Genomic DNA, 22,482 nt, shown 5'->3' on the forward strand with positions numbered 1-22,482 from the left:
CCCCTATTTTTCACGAAGGCATTATATTTGTAGCCTTAAAAAATCCGTAATGAATAAAATTATTATACTTCTTTTAATCTGTATTAGTCTGTTTTCCTGTGCTACCAAAAAGGAAATAGTATATTTTCAGGATGCTGAGAACCTCAATTTAAAGGAAATTGAAACCTCTTTTGAACCGATCATTGAACCTAACGATATTCTTTATATTACCGTTTCTTCCATGGATGAGGAAGTTACCAAGCCATTTAAACGGACCATTGGTTCTGAAGGCTCACCAATAACAAACAATATACAATTGCAAGGGTATCTTGTGGATTCTGAAGGGAATATCCGTTTTCCCGTGTTGGGCACGCTTCCGGTAATGGGCAAAACAAGAGGCACTGTTGAAAAGGAATTAAAAACTAAACTTTCAGAATACATTACAGACGTGGTGGTTGATGTACGGATTATAAACTTTAAAGTTACCGTCATTGGCGAAGTGAAAGCACCCGGTGTTTTCAGAATTCAAGACGAGCGGGTTACATTGCCTGAAGCTATTGCCTTGGCAGGTGATTTTACCTTGGACGGAAATAGAAAAGAAGTAACGGTTATTAGAGAGGAAAACGGGGTTCGCAAAGTTTCAAAAATTGATTATACGAGTTCGGAATTATTCACTTCATCGTATTATTTTTTAAAGCAGAATGATATTGTATACGTTGAACCTTCCCTTAAAGGTGTCAGGAAATCTGGTTTTATTCCAGATGTACCTGCTTTACTATCTTTAGTTACTGTAATATTAAGTACTGTTATTATTTTAACCCGTTAATATTATTATGGAGGAAAATCGATACAAACAAGAAACTAAGGAACTACCATTGCGCGAAATAATTGAACAATACACTCGCTATTGGTATCTTTTTATTTTGGGTGTTATTGTGGCTCTTGTGCTTGCATTCATTTATTTGCGATACACTACTGCCCTTTATCAAACCCGTGCGACTATAATAATCAAAGACGAAAAAAGTGCCAGTAGCCCGATGGAAATGGCTGCTTTTTCACAATTTGGAAGTTTACTTTCTCGTTTCAACACAAGTAAGATAGACAACGAATTGGCAATCTTCAATTCCAAACGGATCATTTCAAAAACCGTTGAAGAGCTCGGACTAAATATAAAGTATGAATCCGTTGGAGCCATTAAAACCTCAGAGATCTATTCATACATCCCCTTTAAAGTTCAATATCAATCCTTTAATGAATTAGGGAAGAAGGTAAGCATTCCAAAATTATTTATCGAGGTACTTTCAAATACCGAATACAAACTGGAAGCTGAAACCCAACCCATTGATGGAAAATACAAATTTGGGGAACAGGTATCCTTACCGTTTGGGCAGATAACCGTCCTTCCTAATCTGGAAAACAAAGAGAACTTTGAATCTTTTTTTGAAAGAACCGTTCTTGTTACCTATCGCCCCATAGAAAACGTTGCGTTAGACTATCAGGGCAAAGTTGTTATAGAGAACGAAATTAAATCTAGCAACGTACTCGAGATGAGCATGCTGACGCCCGTAACCGAAAAGGCTGAAGACTTTCTAGATGAACTTGTTTCCCAATACAATCAAGATGCAATTGCCGATAGAAACGAAATTGCGAAAAACACCTCAAAATTTATAGATTCACGTTTGCAGATTATTACCCGAGAACTGGATTCAGTGGAAAGAAACAAGGAGGTTTTCAAAACCGACAACCGTCTTACCGATATTCAGGCCGAAGCCCAGATAATCCTTGAAAACGCAAGCGAATTTAACAAAAAGCAGTTTGATGTTGGCACCCAGTTGGAACTTTCAAAAACCATGATTGACTATATGGAAAAAAGTTCCAATGCCGAGCTCTTACCTTCCAATATTGGCATTCAAAGTGAAGAAGTTGCAACGTCGGTAAACAATTACAACCAGTTGATCCTTTACAGGAATAAATTGATGCAGAATTCTACCGCAAAAAACCCTGTGGTATTAAATGTGAACAATCAAATAGAGCAGATGCGGGCCAGTATTCTCGGAAGTTTGCAAAATTCGAGCAATGCTTTAAAAATAGCAATGAAAGATCTTAACATTCAGGAATCTACAATTAATTCAAAAATAGCACAAGTTCCTGCAAAAGAGAAAATATTCAGGGGTATAGAAAGACAACAGTCCATAAAGGAACAACTTTATCTTTTCCTTTTGCAACAGCGGGAAGAGGCTTCCATTACTTTGGCTGCAACCTCCCCAAAAGCAAAAGTTGTTGACAATGCATACAGCACAAAGAGCCCCGTTTCTCCAAAAAGACCACTCATATATCTGGGGTCCTTAATAGCTGGATTATTGATTCCTTTTATGGGAATTTATGGTGCAAATCTTTTAAATACAAAAGTATCGTCCCGTAGGGATGTGGAACGCCATCTTACCAAAACACCTATTATTGGCGAGATTCCAAAAATAAAACGCAGCGATTCAGATCTTATTCAACACAATGACCGCAGCATAATGGCGGAAGCCTATAGAATTTTGAGAACTAATCTGCAGTATTTGTTCATTAACAAGCTGGAAGAAAATGATAAAGGCAAAACTCTGATAGTGACTTCAACCATTAAAGGAGAAGGAAAAACATTCGTTGCATTTAACCTTGCGTTGACTCTGGCTCTCACTGGAAAAAAAGTAGTTTTGGTAGGAGCGGACATTCGTAATCCACAGTTGCAGCGCTATTTACCAGAGCATTTAAAAAACAATAAAGGACTTACAGAATACATCGTTTATGGTGATATGAAGGTGGAAGACGTTATCTTACAAAGCGAATCTAACGAAAACCTGAGCATCGTTCTTTCAGGTGCAATCCCGCCAAACCCTGCGGAATTGCTTATGCAAAAACGAACCACCACCTTTGTGGATGAGCTTAAAAAACAGTTTGATTACATTATTATGGACACTGCACCGTCCATGCTTGTTACAGATACTATTTTGATAAACAAATTGGCAGATATTACACTATATGTGGTTCGTGCGGGATTTACGGATAAGCGCTTATTAGATTTTCCACAAGACGCTATTGACGACGGTCGATTGGCGAATGTTGCTATGGTACTAAACAATGTAAACCTTAATAATTTTGGTTACGGAAATAAGTACGGCTATGCATACTCACGTGAAGAACGCTCTTTGTTAAAGCGAATTCTGAATAAATAGAAAGATCGATCTAATGAGAAAAACACTGTAGAATAAGTTTTTTTAAATGAAAACACTAACCATACTTTTCTTTCTTTTCCCTTTATTAATTTTTTCACAGGAATTTGATATTGCCGGAAGTGTTGATGCAAAAGCGATGCTTTCCAATGAGGATGAAAACCCTTTTGGGTTTCACACTAATACTAACTATACGGTTGGAGAGCGCACCAATCTTTCTGTTACTGCAGAATTGAAGGCAAGCTTGCTGTTTTCTTCATTTAAAATTAATGGAGGCGTAGCTCTATATGGAAGAGACGGGGTTGATGATGCTGTACAGCGAAGAGATTTATACCTGCAGTTTGAAAATTCCTGGCTTTATGCAACAGTGGGGGCTAAAAGACAAAAAGAAGTGTTGGACGGTCTTTCCGCTACCAATCAAAACTTTTTATGGTCTGGAAATGCAAGGCCGCTGCCTGGTGTACTTTTGGAAGCCAATAACCCTTTTAAAATTTCAAAAACCTTTGGCATAGATTGGGGAATTGCCCATTATGAATTGAATGACAATCGGTTTGTGGACGGTACACACGTTCACTACAAACGGCTAGCATTAATTACCACTTTTAATGAAAACCATAAGCTTACAGCAAAAATTCAGCATTATGCACAGTGGGGTGGAACCTCTCCTGTTTATGGTAAATTAAAGGATGGTTTTAAAGATTTCTTCAAGGTATTTTTTGCTGCCAATTCTACAGAAATTGGTTTGGTAGATGAAACCAAAAATGCAATTGGCAATCATTTAGGATCCTATATGCTCAATTACGAATTTAAAAATGGATTAGGTGAATTCTCAGTATATCACGAGCATCCATTTGAGGATGGCTCTGGAACGAGATTCGCAAATATCCCAGACGGTGTTTGGGGAATTTATTTTAAACCGAAAAACCAAAAGCTAATTTCTTCGGTTCTATATGAATTTATTGATTCTTCTGATCAAAGTGGAAATACATCAGTAAGTGGATTTGATGGTTATTTTGGAAATAATATATACAGAAGCGGTTGGACTTACGAAGAAAATATTATGGGCGCTCCGTTTATACTTTTTGACAAGAATTTGGAAATCAATGGCGACAATACTCCCTATATCAGTAATCGTGCGAAGGTTCACCATTTTGGTGTTTCAGGCCAATTCAACAAATTTCAGTGGAAACTCAAAAGCACTGTTGCCAAATATTTAGGAACATACCGTAAGCCATTTACTCCCGAGTGGAAGTATTGGTACAATTACGGCTCTCTTTCCTATAAAAATGAAAAACTTGGAACCTTTACGGTAATGGGGGGGGCAGATTTTTCAAACGTAGCAAATACGCTTGTTGGCGGTGGAATTGAATATTCCTATACTTTCTAGTTTAGCAGGAAGTTGCTTTTTATAGCTTCGTAAATGTTAGCACTTTCTTAATGTTTACAAAATGGTTGCCATAAGGTTTGGTCATGCTAAAAATAGCGGTTAATTTTGTCTTAATTATAATTAATCTAAATTACAACATCATGAATAAAATGATTTTAGTATTAGCTACTGCTTTAGCAATAAGTTGTGGCGACAACAAAAAAGAAGAAAAAACTGAGGTAAAAATTGGAACTCAAATAGAAGAAGCTGCACCAGCTCAAACTACGGACGACAAAGTTGCCGAAATAACCATTACAGGAAATGACCAAATGAAATTCGACAAGAGCGAGATTCGAGTAAAAGCTGGTCAAAAAGTGAAGCTTACCCTAAAGCACGTGGGCAAAATGGATAAAAGTGTTATGGGGCATAACTGGTCCTTGCTTACCCAAAATGCAGATATGGCTACTGTGGGACAAGCTTCGGCACTTGCAGCAGATACTGATTACATCCCAGCAGATATGAAGGACAAATTTATTGCTCACACAAAAATGCTTGGGGGTGGCGAAAGTGACACCATAGAATTTGATGCACCAGCTCCTGGTACTTACACTTTTATGTGTACATTCCCAGGACACTATGCTTTGATGCAAGGCAAATTTATTGTAGAATAGAAGCGAGGGATAAAATACAAAGTACGAAATACGAAGTACGAAAAGCCACAATTAAAGATTGTGGCTTTTTTATTGTTATTTATTCTTCCTCTTGAAAAGAAAGCCAAGCGGCAATGCCAAAAAAATAAAAAGATACCTTCCAGTTACCAACCCTATGATTGTAATTATAGCCGCAGCAATCATTACATAAAACTGAGTGCTTTTTTTCATGACGAATCTCTAAACCTCATCAGCACCATAAACCAATTCAATAAAATCTACTTTCAGGAGGTCGCCGAAATATTCTTTTATCTCAATATCTTTCAATAGTTCTGAAATGTCTTCCTTTTCGTAGCGTGCACCTTGCAATAGTTTTTCTAGATTTTCCACAGGTTCTTTGCCAAAGAAATCTCCGAAAATCTTAAAATCTTTAATATGACCCTTTTCAACAAAAATCCGCAGATCTATTTCGCCAATAGGGAAGCGTTTGTTTCGTTGAATATTGAACTTTGGCGAACGGCCATAATTCCAGTCCCAAGTGTCATATTTTTCTTCTTTTAACTCGTGCACAGCTTTCCATTCTTCAGGTGTTAAATAATAGCTTTCAAAAGGTTCGCTTTCCTCATAAAGTCCTTCCAATAAAAGTTTACGAAATTCTTCAATCTTCAAAGGTTTATTTAAGAATTCTGAAATATTCGCAACGCGACTGCGTACTGATTTGTGGCCTTTAGATTCAATTTTGCTCATTTTTACGTTTAGGGCATTCACCACTTCGCCCAAATCTGTATCCAATAAAAGTGTACCATGGCTCACCATTCTTTTTCCTGTTGAAAACTGGGCGGTGCCGGATATTTTCTTTTCTTCAACTTGTATGTCGTTGCGACCTTTTAGTTCGGCATCCAACCCTAAATTTTTCAAAACTTTAATAACGGGAGCTGTAAATTTTTTGAAGTTGTTTAAGCTCTTACCATCGTGATTGGTAATGAAACTGAAATTTAGGTTACCATGATCGTGATATACAGCACCACCGCCTGAAACTCTTCGTACAATGTGAATGTTGTTTTCTTTTACATATTCGTGGTTAATCTCTTCCAAGGTGTTTTGGTTTCGACCAATGATGATGGAAGGTTCATTTATGTAGAACAATAAATAGTCGTTCGCTGTACTAAAATTTCGCAGTGCATATTCCTCTAAAGCTAGGTTTAGTTGTGGGTTGGTATTGCCTTCGTTTTCTATAAAAATCATTTGTTTTTATTTGGTTTGTAAAGATAAGAGTTATTGTAGCGAAAAGCGAAAAGCAAAAAGGGATAAGATAAGGGAAGTTCAGAGCGAAGAACGACGAGGCAATAGCGAAGAACCAAGAAACAAGATTTTATTTCTTTATAGACAATAGCCTAAAACTTACAGCCTATAGCTAACCTTAAATCCACCGTACCAATTTCGCGGAATTCCGGGATAGTAAAATCGAGGTTCTGTATTACCAAAACCTGTGGCATTTATTAATACTGACGATGCGTATTTTTCATCCGTAAGATTGTTTACCCCACCGTTTATTTCAAGTTTAATATTTTTTGAAACTGCTTTCTTGTACGAAGCCTTTAAGTTGAAAATATTGTACGGATCACTAAAAAGTAAATTAGAATCATTTAATGGAATTTCACTGATGTATAGATAATTAGTATTTAGTGAGAAACCGTAATTGCTGAAAAAATTGATACCTGCGTTTATTTTTTTGTTGGGAACGCCGGTAAGTTGGTTTCCCGAGAAGTTATCTTCCCCATCTACAAAATCAACAAATTTATGATTGTTGAATTCGGCGTTCATAAAGAGAGAAACGTAAAAATTTTCATTGACTGGAATCGTGTATTCTGTATTAATTTCAATGCCCTTATGCTCTGTTTTTCCTGCATTACGACCAATATATTGATCGTCGCCCACGCGCTCCGCCACTAATAAATCATCAATATATAAAAGGTAAGCGACTACTTGCAAATGAAATTTTCTTTCGAAAAGGAATAGCTCGCTTCCCAATTCATAATTAAAACCTTTTTCGGGCCCCAGCTCTGGATTTATTAAACCTTCCGGGGTAAGCGTTTCTTCAATTGATGGATAATTAAATCCTTTGCTAAAGTTGAAATACGCACCGATATCTGGAGTAAATTGATATAAAAGGTTGAAATTCGGAGCTAGGATTGGATCGAAATTTCGTGTGGCGCTTTTATCTATTTCATCAAAGTTGAATTGATCCTTAAAATTATAATGAGTTAAATTGAAATTCAGACCAATTTGAACTTTTAGCTTTTGAGTAAAAGGCAGAGTAGCCATTGCAAAAACATTCAGGTTGTCACGAATTTCTAAATTATCACTTAACTGGTTACCTTCCAAACTTCCATTGCCATTGTTTACTTCGTAAAGATTTTCAATGGTTTTCCAGTGATATTCGTCTTTATAAAACTCCCCACCAAAACTGAAATTCGCTTTATTTTTAAGAAATATAAAATCTTTGGCAAACACGGTTCTAGCACCATAGCCGTTTATAAATTCATCGAGAATATTGAAAGGTCTCGGTTCATAATGGTCTAAATAGGTATAAAAAACACTGCTGGCATTGCTAAAATTTTTAGAAAAATGATGCGTGAAGCTTAGGCCTGTCAGAATTTGCTTATTGTCCTCAAAACCTTGTGCCTGTGCCCACGTAAAAGCTGCTTGACTGGGGTTTTCTTCGAAAGCGGTCTTTCCGATTGAACTTGGTATTTGTGCAAAATAATCTATATAATTTACCAAGATAGAGAGCTCGTTTTTTGAATTTAAAATATATTTTGAAGTAAGCAGCACTGTTTTTCTATCATAATCGCTATTCTCCCGAAAACCTTTCGTTTCCAAATGGTCATAATTGAGATTCAGTGAAAACTTTTCAGTGGATATTCCTACCGAAACTGAGTTTTTTATCATTCCGAAGGAGCCAACCGTTAAATTGCTTCTCAAAAAAGATTCGCCTACTGCGGCTTGTTTTGAATTTAGTAGCAATGTCCCACCTAGGTTGGAGCCATATCCCGTGGTTTTTGGCCCTTTTATAATTTCCAAAGATTGTATGTCCTCGGGATCAAAAACGTCTATTGCCGTTTCACCAACTCCATTTGTTATTGGGATGCCATTAAAATACGCACGAATTTTATTGGTACCGTAAAGGGTTCGTGAACCCACTCCGCGAATTACAATTCTATTGGTATTAATGGCTCCGCTTTGAATAAATACACCGGGCGTTTCATTAATTGTTGAAACCAAATCAATGGGACTGTATTCCTCAAATTTTTCTGAAGTAATTTTTTCTGTGGGTATTATTAGTTCAGCTGCTGGGTTTGTGGAAGATTTTTTTTGATAGCCTGATGAAATAATAATCTCTTGCAAGTTTTCAGTTTTTGAAAGAAGAGAAAGGTTGAAAACCATATTATTTTCTGTGACTTCAGCATTCTTTATAAAATAATCTGGATGCTCAAACCGAAGCGAAAGTGGTAATTTGAATTTTTCGGGTATAGCAAATAAGCCATTTTTGTCTGTTTTGGCTATAATTTGATTTTTAAAAAAAACGAAAACATTTTCAATAGGAAGGTTTTCTTCAGTGAGAACGGATCCTTTAATATTTTGCCCAAAGGAAAAATTAAAAAAGGCGGTCAAAAAAATAACCGCCATTGTATTTTGAAGAGGGAACTTCATTTTATTATAGTTTTTATTAGCCAAGAGCCCAGACTTATTTATTTACACATTCACTGATTCACAAATTTACTGATTCACAAATTCACAATTCTACAAATCCACCATTTAAAAAATTATCTTTGTGCCTATGAGTAGATTGATTCAAATAGCTGTATTACCACGTCAACAGGAAGATTTAGATTATATCCTGGAGCTTGCTTTGGAAAAAGAAAAACTTCGAAAAGAAAACATTAGCGACTGGCGAATACGCAAACGTTCCATTGATGCACGCCGGAAACCCATAAAAATAAATTTGCAGGTTGAATTGTGGCTGAAGGGGGAAAAGAGAGAAAAAATCCCCCCGTTTATGCCACAAAATGTTTCTGAGGCAAAGCAGATAGCAATCATTGGCTCTGGACCTGCTGGACTTTATGCTGCACTGCGAGCTTTAGAAGCTGGATTAAAACCTATTGTTTTTGAACGCGGAAAAGATGTTCGCGAACGCAGAAGAGATTTGGCCATAATAAATAAAGACCAAATAGTAAACCCCGAAAGTAACTACTGTTTTGGCGAAGGTGGCGCGGGAACCTATTCCGACGGAAAACTTTATACGCGCAGCAAAAAACGCGGGAATGTGTTGAAAGCGCTGGAATGGTTTGTTCATTTTGGGGCAGATGAAGATATTTTGGTGGATGCCCATCCACATATTGGCACCAATAAACTCCCGAAGATAATTACCGCTATGCGTGAAGCTATTATTGAAAATGGGGGCGAAGTACACTTTAATTCAAAATTGACGGATCTAAAATTGAAGGATAATTCTATAGAAGCTATTCAAATCAATGATGAAAACTGGTTGGAGTTTGATAACGTGATTCTCGCAACAGGCCATTCGGCTAGGGATATTTTTTATTTGCTTCACGATAAAAATATAAAGATTGAAGCCAAAGCTTTTGCAATTGGCGTTCGTGTAGAACATCAACAGGAGCTTATCGATTTTATTCAATATCACGGCGAAGATGACAATCCATATCTGCCACCAGCTAGTTATTCGTTGGTGGAGCAGGTGGATGGATTGGGCGTATATTCGTTTTGCATGTGTCCGGGCGGGATTATCGCACCCTGCGCCACAGAGCAGGAGGAAGTGGTTACTAACGGCTGGAGCCCAAGCAAACGCAATAATCCATATGCAAACAGTGGAATTGTTGTGAGCGTGGAGCCAAAAGATTTACCAAATTATAAAGAAGGTGATCCATTTGTATGTCTCGACTTTCAAAAATTTGTGGAACAACGTTGCTGGGAAGCAGGAGGGAAGACGCAAAAAGTGCCTGCCCAACGGATGATTGATTTTGTGGAAGGAAAGGTTTCAGAAGATTTTCCGAAGACTTCGTATCAACCAGGAATAGTTTCCGCAGATTTAAATAAAGTGCTTCCTGCTATGCTTTCAAAGCGTTTGAAGAAAGCCTTTGTGGCTTTCGGAAAAAAAATGAATGGTTATTACACCAACCAAGCTGTTTTGCACGCACCAGAAAGTAGGACTTCTTCGCCTATAAGTATTCCACGAAATTCTGAAACACTTGAGCATATTGAAGTAAAAGGATTGTACCCTTGCGGGGAAGGCGCTGGTTATGCTGGCGGTATTATCTCTGCAGCTATTGATGGAATTAATTGTGTGGATGCGATTGTTGGGAAGCTTTAGGCTTTAGGCTGTATGCTATATACTTTGCAAATTACATTAAGTGTAGCGCTAGATAAAAGAAGAAAGAGGAAAGAAAAAAGAGATGTGAATAATTAATAATGAGTTTTTCTTACAGCCTACAGCTTACAGCCTTCAGCAAAACAAAAAAGGCCACCAAAAATGGCAGCCTTCTTCTGTAAATATATTCTAAAAAATTACTTTATCTCAAGCAATTCTAGTTCAAAGGTCAAATCTTGTCCGGCCAATGGATGGTTTGCATCAACGATTATAAAACCGTCTTTTACATCTGCAATACGCAGTTGGCGTTCAGAACCATCAGGATTTTTGGATACTAGACCCATACCAACTTCTGGCTTAATGTCCTGTGGTAGGTTTTCACTTGGTATTTTTTGGAAAAGCTCTTTTTGAACTTCGCCGTAAGCTTCCTCTTTCGGGATGGTGATAGTTTTTTTGTCATTCACTTTCATATCTACCAAACCTTTTTCAAAACCTGGGATCAAACGGCCTTCACCAAGTGTTACCTCTAGCGGTTCGCGTTGCGCAGAACTGTCGAACACTTGTCCGTCATTCAGTTTTCCAGTGTAGTGAAGTTTTACGGTTTCATTTCCTTGTACTTGACTCATAATGTGTGTGTTTTTTTCGATTATTTAATCAATATGTGGCAAAACTATGGGTTTGAGTTGCCAATTCCACAGGAATAGGACAGTAATCCCTTGATTTAAGGAAACATTAACGGAATAAACTAAATGGGCTTTGAAATGAAATTGAACTACTTTCCGATACAGAAGTTTGCAAAAATGTTTCCAAGCAGCTCGTCATTAGATATTTCACCAGTAATTTCACCAAAGTAGTAGAGTGCTTGGCGAATGTCTATAGCCAGTAAATCTCCACTCAAACCACTGTCAATACCTTGCTGCACTTTGATTATTTCCTTCAAAGCTTTCAGCATCGCATCATAATGGCGGCTGTTGGTAACGATGGTTTCATTGTTTCGGAGCGCACCGGTGTTTACGAATTCGAGTAATTTATTTTGAAGTTCTTCCACGCCCTGGTTGGTTTTGGCTGATAACAATTGAAGATTGCTGATTGCAGATTGCAGATTTTTGATTTCTTTTTCTGAAAGTTTATCAACCTTGTTGGCTACAATAACAAGATTTTTTAACGGATATTTATTTTTGATAGTTTCAATTTCATCTTGAAACTTGGAACCTGAAACCTGAAACTTTTCAGCATCAAAAAGATAGATAACAACTTGTGCAGCCTCAATTTTTTCAAAAGTTTTCTTTATTCCCAAACCTTCAATAACATCCACTGTTTCACGGATTCCCGCAGTGTCGATAAAGCGGAAGCTGATGCCGCCAATGGTTATTTCGTCTTCAATAGTATCGCGGGTAGTTCCTGCGATGTCGCTTACAATGGCGCGTTCCTCGTTTAGTAGTACGTTCAGCAAAGTAGATTTCCCAACATTAGGTTCGCCCACAATGGCAACGGGGATGCCGTTTTTCAACACATTTCCTATGGCGAAGGAGTCTATCAAGCGCTTAAGAACGTGTGTTATTTTTGAGATAAGTTTTTGGAACTCTTCTCTGTTGGCGAATTCCACATCTTCTTCGGCAAAATCGAGTTCCAGTTCAATGAGTGAAGCAAAATTTAAAAGTTCCTCACGAAGTTTTTTTATTTCTGAAGAAAAGCCGCCTCGCATTTGTTGTATTGCCAATTGATGGCTGGCAGCACTGTCGCTGGCAATTAGGTCTGCAACTGCCTCTGCTTGGCTTAAATCCATCTTTCCGTTGAGGAAAGCACGTAAGGTAAACTCACCCGCTTGTGCCATTCTGCAACCTTTTCGAAGGCATAATTGCATGATTTCCTGTTGTATGTAATTGCTTCCGTGACAGGAAATTTCAACAACATCTTCACCTGTGTAGCTATTTGGATTTTTAAAAATAGTGATGAGCGCTTCATCAATAACCCGTTCGCCATCTTTTATATTCCCTAAATGTACCGTATGGGTTTTCTGTTTTGCGAGTTCCTTTCCAGAAACGGAAGTAAAAATAGTGGAGGCAATGTTGATAGCATCTGACCCTGAAAGTCTTAAAACTGCTATAGCCCCCGCACCTGCAGGGGTTGCCATTGCAACTATGGTGTCTGTGTGTGTCATTGGCTGCAAAGGTAACATTACTTTGGAGAAGTTTTAAAAGTTTGTGGAAGTTGAAATTATTGCATAAAAAAAAGGGTTGCACGAATGCTACCCTTTTTTCATTGTTGCATATTATTTTCAATTAATATGCAAAATTCTTAAAGCTTCCAGTCATAGTGATTGTTGGTCCAGCGCCTGATGTAGCCGTAATGGTAAAATTTCCAGATATCAAACGCCCACTCTCGCTTTCAGGATTTTCTTTGTTTTCCGTGATATTTATCTCTCCATCGGAAGAGTTGTAAGTTACTTGATTGGTTTGATCCCTAATAATAACGTTTGTTACTAAGCCGTTCGGACCAACATCTCCAATAACTTTGGTGATTCCACTTCCAAAACCTCCTGTTTGATTTAAAAAAATACGTACAATGTTCGTGTTGGCATCTGTTATCGCAAGGGTTAATCCACTGTCGTTGCTATAATCACCTGAATAGAAGCCCAAACGAGACGCGTAGTTGTTGCCAAAGCCTCCGCCATTGATTGTGGCATTAAATTCTGCTTCGGGTGCGCTTCCGCCACCATCGCCATCATCTTTTTTAGAACAGGAAATAATTAATACTGAAAGTAAAAGAATGCAAAGTGTTTTTAAGTTTTTCATGTGTGTAGTTTTAAATTATTATTGATTTTAAGGATTAAACTAACTACACATCGAAATGAAAGAGAATATGTCATCACTATTTTTTATTTAAAAGTAAACTTGTAGTTATATAGCCTTAGAATATTCTGAATTTTGAAAATTTTACATAAATAAAACTGTTATAAATTAGTTCTTCGTGTTTATAGTTATACCATTTGGCAACGAACTAATTTTGATGGTTTAAATCATCAATTAACATTAAAAAGAGGGGACTAGTACCACATTCAACCCTCTATTTTATTGATTATATTAATTTTTATTCGAAGTTTGTAGTATAACTAATTTGTTAAACTAAATTAAACTCTAAGTAACATGGTAACAACAACATTAAAAGGAAATAGTTTTTTCCGTAACGTATTTTTTATTGCAAGTTTTCTTTTTTGTACTGCTTTATTTGCACAAGATGCAACACAAGTAGAAAAAGGTGTTTTTAAATTTGAATCTTCAGAAATTGATTATGGAACCATAGCACATAATGCAGATGGGGTTCGTGCTTTTAAATTTAAAAATGTTGGAAATGCACCAATCGTAATTTCAAATGTAAAAGGAAGTTGTGGTTGTACGGTACCTACAAAACCAGATCATGCTATTATGCCAGGTGAAAGTGCTGAGATTGGTGTTAAATACGCTACCGATAGAATTGGCGCTTTTTCAAAAACAGTAACGGTTACTTCAAATGCAAGTGAAGGTACTGTTGTTCTTAAAATTAAAGGGACAATTTTGCCAGATGCACCAGCTTCGCCAAGCGGTAAGTAATACAGTATTATTAAAACATAAAAAACCTCTTACAATTTTGTAAGAGGTTTTTTATGTTTTAAAAGTATGTTGGTTTAATTGTTCAACATAACTGGCATAACAAGCATAGTAACGGTTTCACCTTCATCTAGTCCATCAACCGGAGTAAGGATTCCTGCGCGGTTGGGCAGGCTCATTTCTAAGGAAACTTCGTCGCTAGTAAGATTATTCAGCATTTCGGTTAGAAAACGGCTGTTGAAACCAATCTGCATATCATCACCTTGGTAATCGCAAGTTAAACGTTCTTCGGCTTTGTTGCTGTAATCAATATCTTCTGCAGAAATGTTCAATTCGGCACCCGCAATTTTCAAACGGATTTGATGGGTAGTCTTACTTGAAAAAATAGAAACCCTGCGCACAGAATTCAAAAACTGATTTCTGTTAATAACCAGTTTATTAGGGTTTTCCTTTGGAATAACGGCTTCATAATTTGGATATTTTCCGTCGATCAAGCGGCAGACCATTTCAGTATTTTCAAAAATGAACTTGGCGTTGCTTTCGTTATATTCAATAACCACATCGTCTTCGCTTCCAGAAAGGATGCTTTTTAAAAGGGTCAGCGGTTTTTTCGGCATGATGAATTCTGCAGTTTGCGAAGCGCTGATGTCATCACGGGTATATTTTACCAACTTGTGTGCGTCAGTAGCGACAAAAACCAAATTGTCCGTTGAAAACTGGAAGAACACACCGCTCATCACGGGTCTTAGATCATCATTTCCAGAAGCAAAAATCGTTTTGCTGATTGCCGTAGCAAGTACATCGCCTTGCACAACAGTTGAAGAAGGATCCTTCAATTCCACCGCGTTGGGAAATTCTTCGCCACTAGCGTAGGCCAAAGCGTATTTACCATGGTTGGAACTAATTTCTACAGTATTGTTATCTTCAATAGTAAACGTCAAAGGCTGTTCGGGAAAAGTTTTAAGAGTTTCAAGTAACAATCTTGCAGGAATGCAAACCATTCCTTTTTCGGTGCTTTCCACTTCCAATTTTGAGGAGATTGCGGTTTCCAAATCAGAAGCAGAAACGGTAAGCTCTTTTTTGTCTAAGCTGAAAAGGAAATTATCTAAAATGGGCAAGGTATTGTTGTTGTTAATAATCCCGCCCAAAACTTGCAGTTGCTTTAATAAATACGAACTCGATACGATGAATTTCATTATATGTTTTTTTTATGAAATAATTCTCAATAATGTTCTTCCGAAACTTTTAGTTTTTAGTGAAATAAAAGCTTGTTGAACCTGTCGAACCACAAATATATTTCAAATGAAGTGTTTGTTAAAACAAACTTATCAACATTCAACGGGTGTATTTGCGTTTGCGATAGAAGGTGAAAGCAATTCCGAAAAGCGCCAGTAACCCCAACGGTAACAATATATTAAGTATTTGCCACTTGCTTCTTTGTTCTACAGTTTTTTGTGGATCGAGAAATGGCACTGCAATTTGCTGTGTTCGAATGTTTATAAGTCCGCTGTCGTCAAGTAGGTAATTGACGGTATTCAGCAGAAATTCCTTATTTCCGTAGAAAGAATTGGTCATTTTGTCGAAGCCAAGTTCCAATGGACGGTTGCCCTGCATTTGGTTTTTTATGATGTCGCCATCGCTAATAACCACCATTTTGGAAGGCTTTCCATCATCAATATTTTTCAGTTCACCGTTTAATTTTATTGGCTTCACACGATTTTTAAACACCGAAGTGAAATTTCCTTCCAGCAAAACCGCCAATGGAATTTCGCCTGCGTTGTATTCGTTTGGATTTGGCCCTTCGTTTACCACTTGCAGGTTTTTTGGGATCTCCACATCAAACTCAATAGGGAATGGGAGTCCCACAATTTTTGATATAGGTGAAGTGGAAAGCAAAACGGTCTTTTTGATGTTATTAGGAAGCGTATCTATTGCACTTGCATAATCAAACTTCACGGCTTCAATATTGGAAACAATCGGGTGATTGTTCGCGCTGCTGCTCAACGGACTGAAAAACCATGGATAACGGCTGTACTGTGCTTCCCGTTCGTCGCCATTGGCCAAAACTATAGGTGCAGCATACACATCTTTCACTAAATTTGGGTTGATGCGGATGCCGTATTTAAAGAAGAAATCGTTCAAATTTAAATCCATACCGAAGGCGAAAGTTTTTCCTGTAATTGTATCGGTATGCATCTGCGTCGCATCTAGCAACCAAAGCGATTTGCCACCGTTCATAATATATTGATCCAGCACATATTTTTCAGCATCGCTAAAGGCTTCTGTGGGTTGCGCGGCTACAATTAAATCAAAACCTTCCAAAGTTTTTAATGTTTTCTTCGGATTTACGGCAACAGAATCCAATGTGAATGGAGCGATGAAATAATAATCTCTTAAAGTTGAAAAGAAGTCAGCAATGTAACGGTCATCGTATTCACCGTTTCCTTTCAACACGGCTATTTTTTTCGACTTTTCAGAAGCCAATTTTTTAAAACCATCGGCGAAGGCGTATTGCAAATTTTGAAGCGAACTATTCACCCGCTCTTCCGAAGTGGCGCCCAGTTGGTTTTTCAGCAAAGCAATTTTAACTGTCTTGCCGTCGTGATGCGCCAAGGCCCAAGGATAAACAAGTTCGGTACTTTGTTTTCCACTTTCGGTAACGGAAACCTGAGCGGGCGTCAATCCAAATTTTTCGAATTGTGATTGAAATGCTTCGTTGCCTTTTTCGGTAGGATCTATAAATTCAAATTTTATATTGGAATTGTAGGCTGAAAATTCATCCAAAAGTTGTTCTGTTTCACTTTGAAGCCTTTTAAATTCCGGAGGGAATTCGCCTTTCAGAAAAACATCTACAATTATAGGAGAATTTATGGGTTCAATAATTTCCTTTGCTTCTTCAGAAAGAGTGAAACGTTTGTCCTGTGTAAGATCGAAGCGTTTGTAGAAATAGTTTCCGAATAGGTTCAAAAGAATCAATCCTCCAATCAGGACTGCGAAAGAAACGATATTTTTTCGAATTGAAGTCTTCATTATAATTTCTTCAATTTTAAAACTGTTAACACTATAAAAAATATGGTAATGCTCAAAAAGTAAATCAAATCCCGCGTGTCCAAAACCCCACGTGCCACACTGTCAAAATGGGCTTTCATTCCAAACTGAAAAATATTAAAAGTTGAGGTAGAAACCCCTTCAAAGCCATAATACAGCGCAAAACACAAAAAGACAGCAATTATAAAAGCCACTATCTGATTTTGTGAAAGGGTTGAAGAAAAGATACCAATAGCAGTATATGCAAATACTAAAAACAACAAGCCTATATAGGAGCCAATGGTACTGCCAACATCCCAATTTCCTGGCGGATTGCCCAATTCAGAGATTGTGAAAACATAAAGTATTGTTGGAATAAGCGCAATAACAATTAGGATTACCGCACCAAAGTATTTCGCTAGTACTATCTGCCTCAATGAAACAGGTTTCGTAAGTAAAAGTTCCAGTGTGCCCATTTTCATTTCATCACTAAAAGCTCGCATACATACGGCGGGAATCAAGAAAAGCAAGACCCAGGGCGCAAGTTCAAAGTAAGGGGAAAGATCAGCAAACCCTGAATCGGGAATGTTGTAATTACCGCTAAAAACCCAAAGAAACAAACCGTTTATCACCAAAAAAACGGCAATCACCAAATACCCAATGGTACTGGAAAAGAAGGAATTTATTTCGCGTTTTATTATTGTGAGCATTCGGTTTTATTTTAAAGAATGAAGTGTGTCAACACTCCACGCTTCAGCTTTTTTTTGGAACATAGGTTTTGTTACGCTCCAAACTTCTTTGAAAAGTTCACTTGTTCTATAGATTTCTAAATCAATTTCATCATTCCAAAGGCTGTAAGTGAAAAAGATTGTTTCGTCATTTTTATCTTTGTAAAGTTCCAAAAATGTGCAACCCGGAAAATTGCGGATTTTTTCTTTTACCGTTTCAAAATTAGATAGAAAAGCAGGGATATTCTCTTTTTCAAATTGCATTTTAACTATTCGTGTAAACATATTGCTAAATTAAGGTTGCTGAGCGAAGCCGAAGCACATTTTTACAATTCTTGTGAACATGTTTATTTTTTATGAAATAAAATTAACCAATATAGCATCCCTATAATCTAGGCCGAATAGAGAGGACGCGCTGCCCACCGTTTTGGAACTGCTTTTATAAATGGCCAGTTCGAGATAATTCGATGAATTCCAAAGCGCCAATTTTTTGCCGTCTTCCTCTCGTTTTTCAGGAGCAAAGTCAAAGTTAATAGCATTGCTGTAATGTGAATGTATTTTGGAAAACTTTACCGTTCTGGCGTTTATAACGAATTCCCTTCCGCGGCCAACTTCCTCGAACAATTTTTTGGTAATATTACTTATCACGTTTCCGTAATTGTCAATATAAATAACGGTACCGCTTATCTGGCTTTCCTGATTGCTAACTGCCGGACGTATGCCCGTCAACTCCTTTATTTCCGTAATATTTTTACCAATAACCTCCAATGTTCCGCCGCGTGCTATGTGGCTGGCAACCTTCACAAAAACATCCAAAACTGGAAAATTGCTAATTATGCGGTCGTGAATATTTATTTCAACAATTTTTTCTGGCCTTATTTCTGAAGTGAGCATCGAGATAATACCATTGTTTGCACACACAAAATAATGCCCATCCATCAAAACTGCAATGTGTTTATTTTCAGGATTTAACTCAGAATCTACCCCAATAACGTGGATGCTTCCCTGTGGAAAACTTTTGTAGGCATTTTGAATTATATAGGCAGCCTCGTGAAGGTGAAATGGCGAAATGGAGTGCGAGATATCAACAATTTTTGCATCCTCCATTTCGGTGTAGATAGCTCCTTTTACTGCGCCAACAAAGTGATCTTTCTCTCCAAAGTCAGTGGTAAGGGTGATTATTGGCATAAATGAATTGTTGATATTTTCTTAAAAGAGTTACCACAAAAATAGGTTACTTTTGTTAGTAGCAAAACTATTTTTTGCATATTCTAAATAATAAAAAAGCACGCCTTTTGAACGAACTTATCATTGAACTCACAGAGATTAGCCCAAGGGATTTCTTCGGACTTGAAAACGCTAATGTTGACCTTCTTAAAAAATATTTTCCAAAGCTAAAATTAGTTGCGCGCGGAAACAAAATCAAAGCCTATGGCGATGAAGAGGAACTAGAGGAATTTGACCGTCGCATTTCAATGTTGTTGGAACAATATGTGAAATACAACAAGCTTGATGAAAACGTAATTGAGCGCGTGCTATTAAGTAGAAATAAAGAAGAATATGAGACGCCAGCAAGCAGTGGCGAAACAATTGTACACGGCCTGAACGGGAAACCTGTGAAAGCCCAAACCGCAAACCAACGGAAACTTGTGGCTTTGATGAGCAAAAACGATATGGTTTTCGCTGTTGGTCCAGCTGGAACTGGAAAAACTTATACAGGTGTTGCGCTCGCCGTTAAAGCACTGAAAGAAAAGGAGGTAAAACGAATTATTTTAACAAGACCTGCGGTGGAAGCTGGAGAGAATCTGGGTTTTCTTCCTGGGGATTTAAAAGAAAAACTCGACCCCTATATGCAGCCTTTGTATGATGCTTTGCGCGATATGATTCCTGCAGAAAAGTTGGCGTCGCACATTGAAACTGGGATTATTCAAATTGCGCCTTTGGCATTTATGCGTGGACGGACTTTGGATAACGCTTTCGTGATTTTGGATGAAGCTCAAAATACCACCCATGCCCAAATGAAGATGTTCTTGACCCGTATGGGTAGAAACGCCAAGTTTATGATTACCGGCGATCCTGGGCAAATTGACCTTCCGCGTCGTGTAACTTCAGGTTTGAAGGAGGCCTTGCTAGTCCTGAAAGACGTTAAAGGCGTTGGAATGATTTATCTTGATGACAAGGATGTTCTCCGACACCGTTTGGTAAAAGAAGTTATTTCAGCTTATAAGAATATTGAAAACATAGATTAAAGAATGAGTAATACTATAATATCAACTGATTTCAACTTTCCAGGACAGAAAAGTATTTATCATGGGAAAGTCCGAGAGGTTTATACTTTGGAAAACAACCTGCTTTTAATGGTAGCCACAGACCGATTGAGCGCTTTTGATGTGGTAATGCCAAAAGGAATTCCGTACAAGGGCCAAATTCTGAACCAGATTGCAACTAAAATGATGCGAGATACTGAAGATTTGGTCCCGAATTGGTTGATAGCTACCCCTGACCCAAACGTAGCTGTTGGCGAAGCCTGCGAACCTTTCAAGGTTGAAATGGTAATCCGCGGTTATATGAGCGGTCATGCAGCGAGGGAATACAAAGCAGGAAAACGAATGCTCTGTGGCGTTGCGATGCCTGAAGGGATGAAGGAAAACGATAGATTTCCGCAACCAATAATAACGCCTGCAACCAAAGCCGAAATGGGCGATCACGACGAGGATATTTCAAGAGAAGATATTTTGAAGCGTGGCATCGTTTCAGAAGAAGATTATCTGCAACTGGAAGATTACACCCGAAAACTCTTTCAAAGGGGAAGTGAGATTGCTGCCAAACGCGGATTGATTTTGGTGGATACCAAATATGAATTTGGAAAAACGAAAGATGGAAAAGTTGTTTTGATAGATGAAATCCACACTCCTGATTCTTCGCGTTATTTTTATGTAGAGGGTTATGAAGAACGACAAAAAAACAATGAGCCACAGAAACAACTATCAAAAGAGTTTGTGCGCCAATGGCTAATTCAGAATGGCTTTCAAGGTTTGGAAGGCCAAAAAGTTCCTTTTATGAGTGATGAATATATTGAAACTGTTTCTGAAAGATATATTGAGCTTTATGAAAATATTACTGGTGAAAAATTTGTAAAAGCTGATGTTTCAAATATTCACGAACGTATAGAGAACAACGTACTAGACTACCTCTCTAAGGACTAACGACTTACTTTGTTACGAAAATTAAAACTGTGAACATATCCTAAACTAAGTTCCGTAAAATCTGCTTGACCAAGATTGGCGTTGAGGTGAGCACCTATGTAGAAATTATTTTTAGGAGCTTGCTCCATTCCAATTAAATAATATTTAAGCCCCAATCTTGAGGAAATGCGGTGTTTTTTCTTATAACTCCCATCCAGTTCCCCTAAAGTCCAATACTCTGGAATCTCTCGTGGTGTGTTATCCCATCCTTCATTAATGCGCCACTCTAGTTTGTAAGCAGGTTTATGAAAATTATAACCTAATTGTAGGTCAATGCCCAGGTGGTTCAAGAAAATTTCGCCGTGAAGACTTACGCCAAAATTGGTAGAATAACTCCACGGATCACTTTTAAAATATTCAAACTCCCTTCCATCCTGCACTAAGGATTCGTTTCCTTCAATGTAATCGTAATAATTTTGATAGAAACGATAATAAAAGCCTATTCCAACTTTATAAGTATTGTTGTACACGCGGCCATATTCCCCAGCAATTGTGTAAACATTTTTCTTGTCGTTGAAAGCCAATGCTAAAACATTTTGGCCCAGTCCACCTCGTATTGCAAAATAATCATAAACAGTTTTTTTATACTCTGGAATTATTGTTTGATCATTTTCATCACGTTTCAAGGGATTTTTAATATCCGCGGAAAGACTTACCAAAAACGAATTATATCCTTGGTTAAGTAATCGGGTATGGCCATTTGAATGATGCGAATAACCTAAACCCATTTTCCAATCTATGTTTTTTGTAGAAAGAAATTGGTAGTAGAGATACATTCGAAAAGCCCAAGTAATATCTGTTGTTACTGCTTGATTTTGTGGATTTGTTTCTGCATTGAATTTTTTAGTGAAATAGGAAGCGCCCATTCCAGTCAATATTTTCCATCGATTACTTCCGAAAGCTTTAAATTCAATAAAAGGCATTGCTGTGAGTGCCAGCCCCAAACTGTCCAAATTTCCAAAATCAGTTATACCAATGGACAGGCCAGTTTTTGGTCTTTTCAACCGTTGAGCCCATTGCTGTAGATTGTTAGTGTGATAACGCCCAATACTGAAAACGGCCTGCTTCTGCAATTTCGTTTCGGGGAAGCCTCCGTTAGCTTCCATCGTTTTTCCGAAAAGAATTTCAGGGGTAAAGGTGAGTGCGCTTTTTTTCCAATTTCCCTCAGTTTGGGCGAAAGTAAAAAATGACACAAAAAGAAAGAAAATGGTTAGTTGATTTTTCATTTGGCGCTGCAAGTAACAATTTCCCTGTTAATTTTAAAAATTTTAATCCTACATTCGTTATAAATTTTTA

At 37.6% G+C, this 22,482-nt stretch carries 19 protein-coding genes; 8 read left to right on the forward strand and 11 right to left on the reverse strand.

Annotated features, from left to right (window positions below; genetic code table 11):
• Window positions 1–49: 49 nt before the first annotated feature.
• The 4 genes from ESU54_RS07990 (at window position 50) to azu (ending at window position 5,231) form a co-directional block, all read left to right on the forward strand.
• The gene (locus tag ESU54_RS07990; protein ID WP_160113300.1) at window positions 50–805 is read left to right on the forward strand and encodes a polysaccharide biosynthesis/export family protein; all 756 of its coding nucleotides are present in this window, start codon (window positions 50–52) and stop codon (window positions 803–805) included.
• Window positions 806–812: 7 nt separating this feature from the next.
• The gene (locus tag ESU54_RS07995) at window positions 813–3,197 is read left to right on the forward strand and encodes a GumC family protein (protein WP_111845452.1); all 2,385 of its coding nucleotides are present in this window, start codon (window positions 813–815) and stop codon (window positions 3,195–3,197) included.
• Window positions 3,198–3,243: 46 nt separating this feature from the next.
• Complete coding sequence (locus ESU54_RS08000) at window positions 3,244–4,581, forward strand: capsule assembly Wzi family protein (RefSeq protein WP_111845453.1); 1,338 nt, start codon at window positions 3,244–3,246, stop codon at window positions 4,579–4,581.
• A 149-nt stretch (window positions 4,582–4,730) separates the two neighbouring features.
• Window positions 4,731–5,231: an azurin gene (gene azu / locus ESU54_RS08005; protein WP_394348865.1), complete on the forward strand. Its 501-nt coding sequence runs from the start codon at window positions 4,731–4,733 to the stop codon at window positions 5,229–5,231.
• Between the two features lie 219 nt (window positions 5,232–5,450).
• On the opposite strand, the gene ESU54_RS08010 is transcribed toward azu, so the two are convergent.
• Both ESU54_RS08010 and ESU54_RS08015 read right to left on the reverse strand, forming a co-directional pair.
• The gene (locus ESU54_RS08010; RefSeq protein ID WP_111845455.1) at window positions 5,451–6,455 is read right to left on the reverse strand and encodes a lipoate--protein ligase; all 1,005 of its coding nucleotides are present in this window, start codon (window positions 6,453–6,455) and stop codon (window positions 5,451–5,453) included.
• A 156-nt stretch (window positions 6,456–6,611) separates the two neighbouring features.
• Complete coding sequence (locus ESU54_RS08015) at window positions 6,612–8,924, reverse strand: TonB-dependent receptor family protein (protein WP_111845456.1); 2,313 nt, start codon at window positions 8,922–8,924, stop codon at window positions 6,612–6,614.
• A 127-nt stretch (window positions 8,925–9,051) separates the two neighbouring features.
• Here ESU54_RS08015 and ESU54_RS08020 point away from each other — a divergent pair, with 127 nt between their 5' ends.
• Window positions 9,052–10,602: an NAD(P)/FAD-dependent oxidoreductase gene (locus ESU54_RS08020; protein WP_111845457.1), complete on the forward strand. Its 1,551-nt coding sequence runs from the start codon at window positions 9,052–9,054 to the stop codon at window positions 10,600–10,602.
• 194 nt (window positions 10,603–10,796) lie between these two features.
• On the opposite strand, the gene ESU54_RS08025 is transcribed toward ESU54_RS08020, so the two are convergent.
• From ESU54_RS08025 to ESU54_RS08035, 3 genes are all read right to left on the reverse strand, one after another.
• Window positions 10,797–11,225: an FKBP-type peptidyl-prolyl cis-trans isomerase gene (locus ESU54_RS08025; RefSeq protein ID WP_111845458.1), complete on the reverse strand. Its 429-nt coding sequence runs from the start codon at window positions 11,223–11,225 to the stop codon at window positions 10,797–10,799.
• A gap of 146 nt (window positions 11,226–11,371) precedes the next feature.
• Window positions 11,372–12,760, reverse strand: a complete 1,389-nt coding sequence (gene mnmE, locus ESU54_RS08030; RefSeq protein WP_111845476.1) for a tRNA uridine-5-carboxymethylaminomethyl(34) synthesis GTPase MnmE — start codon at window positions 12,758–12,760, stop codon at window positions 11,372–11,374.
• A gap of 121 nt (window positions 12,761–12,881) precedes the next feature.
• Window positions 12,882–13,394, reverse strand: a complete 513-nt coding sequence (locus ESU54_RS08035) for a hypothetical protein (RefSeq protein ID WP_111845459.1) — start codon at window positions 13,392–13,394, stop codon at window positions 12,882–12,884.
• 351 nt (window positions 13,395–13,745) lie between these two features.
• Here ESU54_RS08035 and ESU54_RS08040 point away from each other — a divergent pair, with 351 nt between their 5' ends.
• Window positions 13,746–14,189 (forward strand): DUF1573 domain-containing protein, encoded by a 444-nt coding sequence (locus ESU54_RS08040; RefSeq protein WP_111845460.1) that lies wholly within the window; start codon window positions 13,746–13,748, stop codon window positions 14,187–14,189.
• A gap of 74 nt (window positions 14,190–14,263) precedes the next feature.
• Here the strand turns inward: ESU54_RS08040 and dnaN are convergent, their stop codons facing one another.
• The 5 genes from dnaN to ESU54_RS08065 form a co-directional block, all read right to left on the reverse strand.
• Window positions 14,264–15,382, reverse strand: coding sequence for a DNA polymerase III subunit beta (dnaN, locus tag ESU54_RS08045; RefSeq protein ID WP_111845461.1), 1,119 nt, complete (start codon window positions 15,380–15,382; stop codon window positions 14,264–14,266).
• 139 nt (window positions 15,383–15,521) lie between these two features.
• The gene (gldG, locus tag ESU54_RS08050; RefSeq protein ID WP_170253268.1) at window positions 15,522–17,216 is read right to left on the reverse strand and encodes a gliding motility-associated ABC transporter substrate-binding protein GldG; all 1,695 of its coding nucleotides are present in this window, start codon (window positions 17,214–17,216) and stop codon (window positions 15,522–15,524) included.
• A complete protein-coding gene (gene gldF / locus ESU54_RS08055; RefSeq protein ID WP_111845463.1) occupies window positions 17,216–17,923 on the reverse strand; it encodes a gliding motility-associated ABC transporter permease subunit GldF in 708 nt (235 codons plus the stop codon). Before gldF ends, gldG begins: the two co-directional genes overlap by 1 nt.
• Window positions 17,924–17,929: 6 nt before the next feature.
• Window positions 17,930–18,226 carry a putative quinol monooxygenase gene (locus ESU54_RS08060; protein ID WP_111845464.1) on the reverse strand — a complete coding sequence of 99 codons (297 nt, stop codon included), beginning with the start codon at window positions 18,224–18,226 and terminating at the stop codon, window positions 17,930–17,932.
• A gap of 69 nt (window positions 18,227–18,295) precedes the next feature.
• On the reverse strand, window positions 18,296–19,129 hold the full coding sequence (locus tag ESU54_RS08065; RefSeq protein WP_111845465.1) for an SAM hydrolase/SAM-dependent halogenase family protein: 834 nt from the start codon (window positions 19,127–19,129) through the stop codon (window positions 18,296–18,298).
• A 107-nt stretch (window positions 19,130–19,236) separates the two neighbouring features.
• On the opposite strand from ESU54_RS08065, the gene ESU54_RS08070 reads away from it, so the two are divergent.
• Window positions 19,237–20,190, forward strand: coding sequence for a PhoH family protein (locus tag ESU54_RS08070; protein ID WP_111845477.1), 954 nt, complete (start codon window positions 19,237–19,239; stop codon window positions 20,188–20,190).
• Window positions 20,191–20,193: 3 nt separating this feature from the next.
• Window positions 20,194–21,147, forward strand: coding sequence for a phosphoribosylaminoimidazolesuccinocarboxamide synthase (locus ESU54_RS08075; protein WP_111845466.1), 954 nt, complete (start codon window positions 20,194–20,196; stop codon window positions 21,145–21,147).
• Here the strand turns inward: ESU54_RS08075 and ESU54_RS08080 are convergent.
• Window positions 21,144–22,412: an acyloxyacyl hydrolase gene (locus ESU54_RS08080; RefSeq protein ID WP_111845467.1), complete on the reverse strand. Its 1,269-nt coding sequence runs from the start codon at window positions 22,410–22,412 to the stop codon at window positions 21,144–21,146. The two genes, ESU54_RS08075 and ESU54_RS08080, sit on opposite strands and share 4 nt — an antisense overlap.
• Window positions 22,413–22,482: the final 70 nt, after the last annotated feature.

This window comes from Aequorivita antarctica, assembly GCF_007997155.1.
GTDB lineage: Bacteria > Bacteroidota > Bacteroidia > Flavobacteriales > Flavobacteriaceae > Aequorivita > Aequorivita antarctica.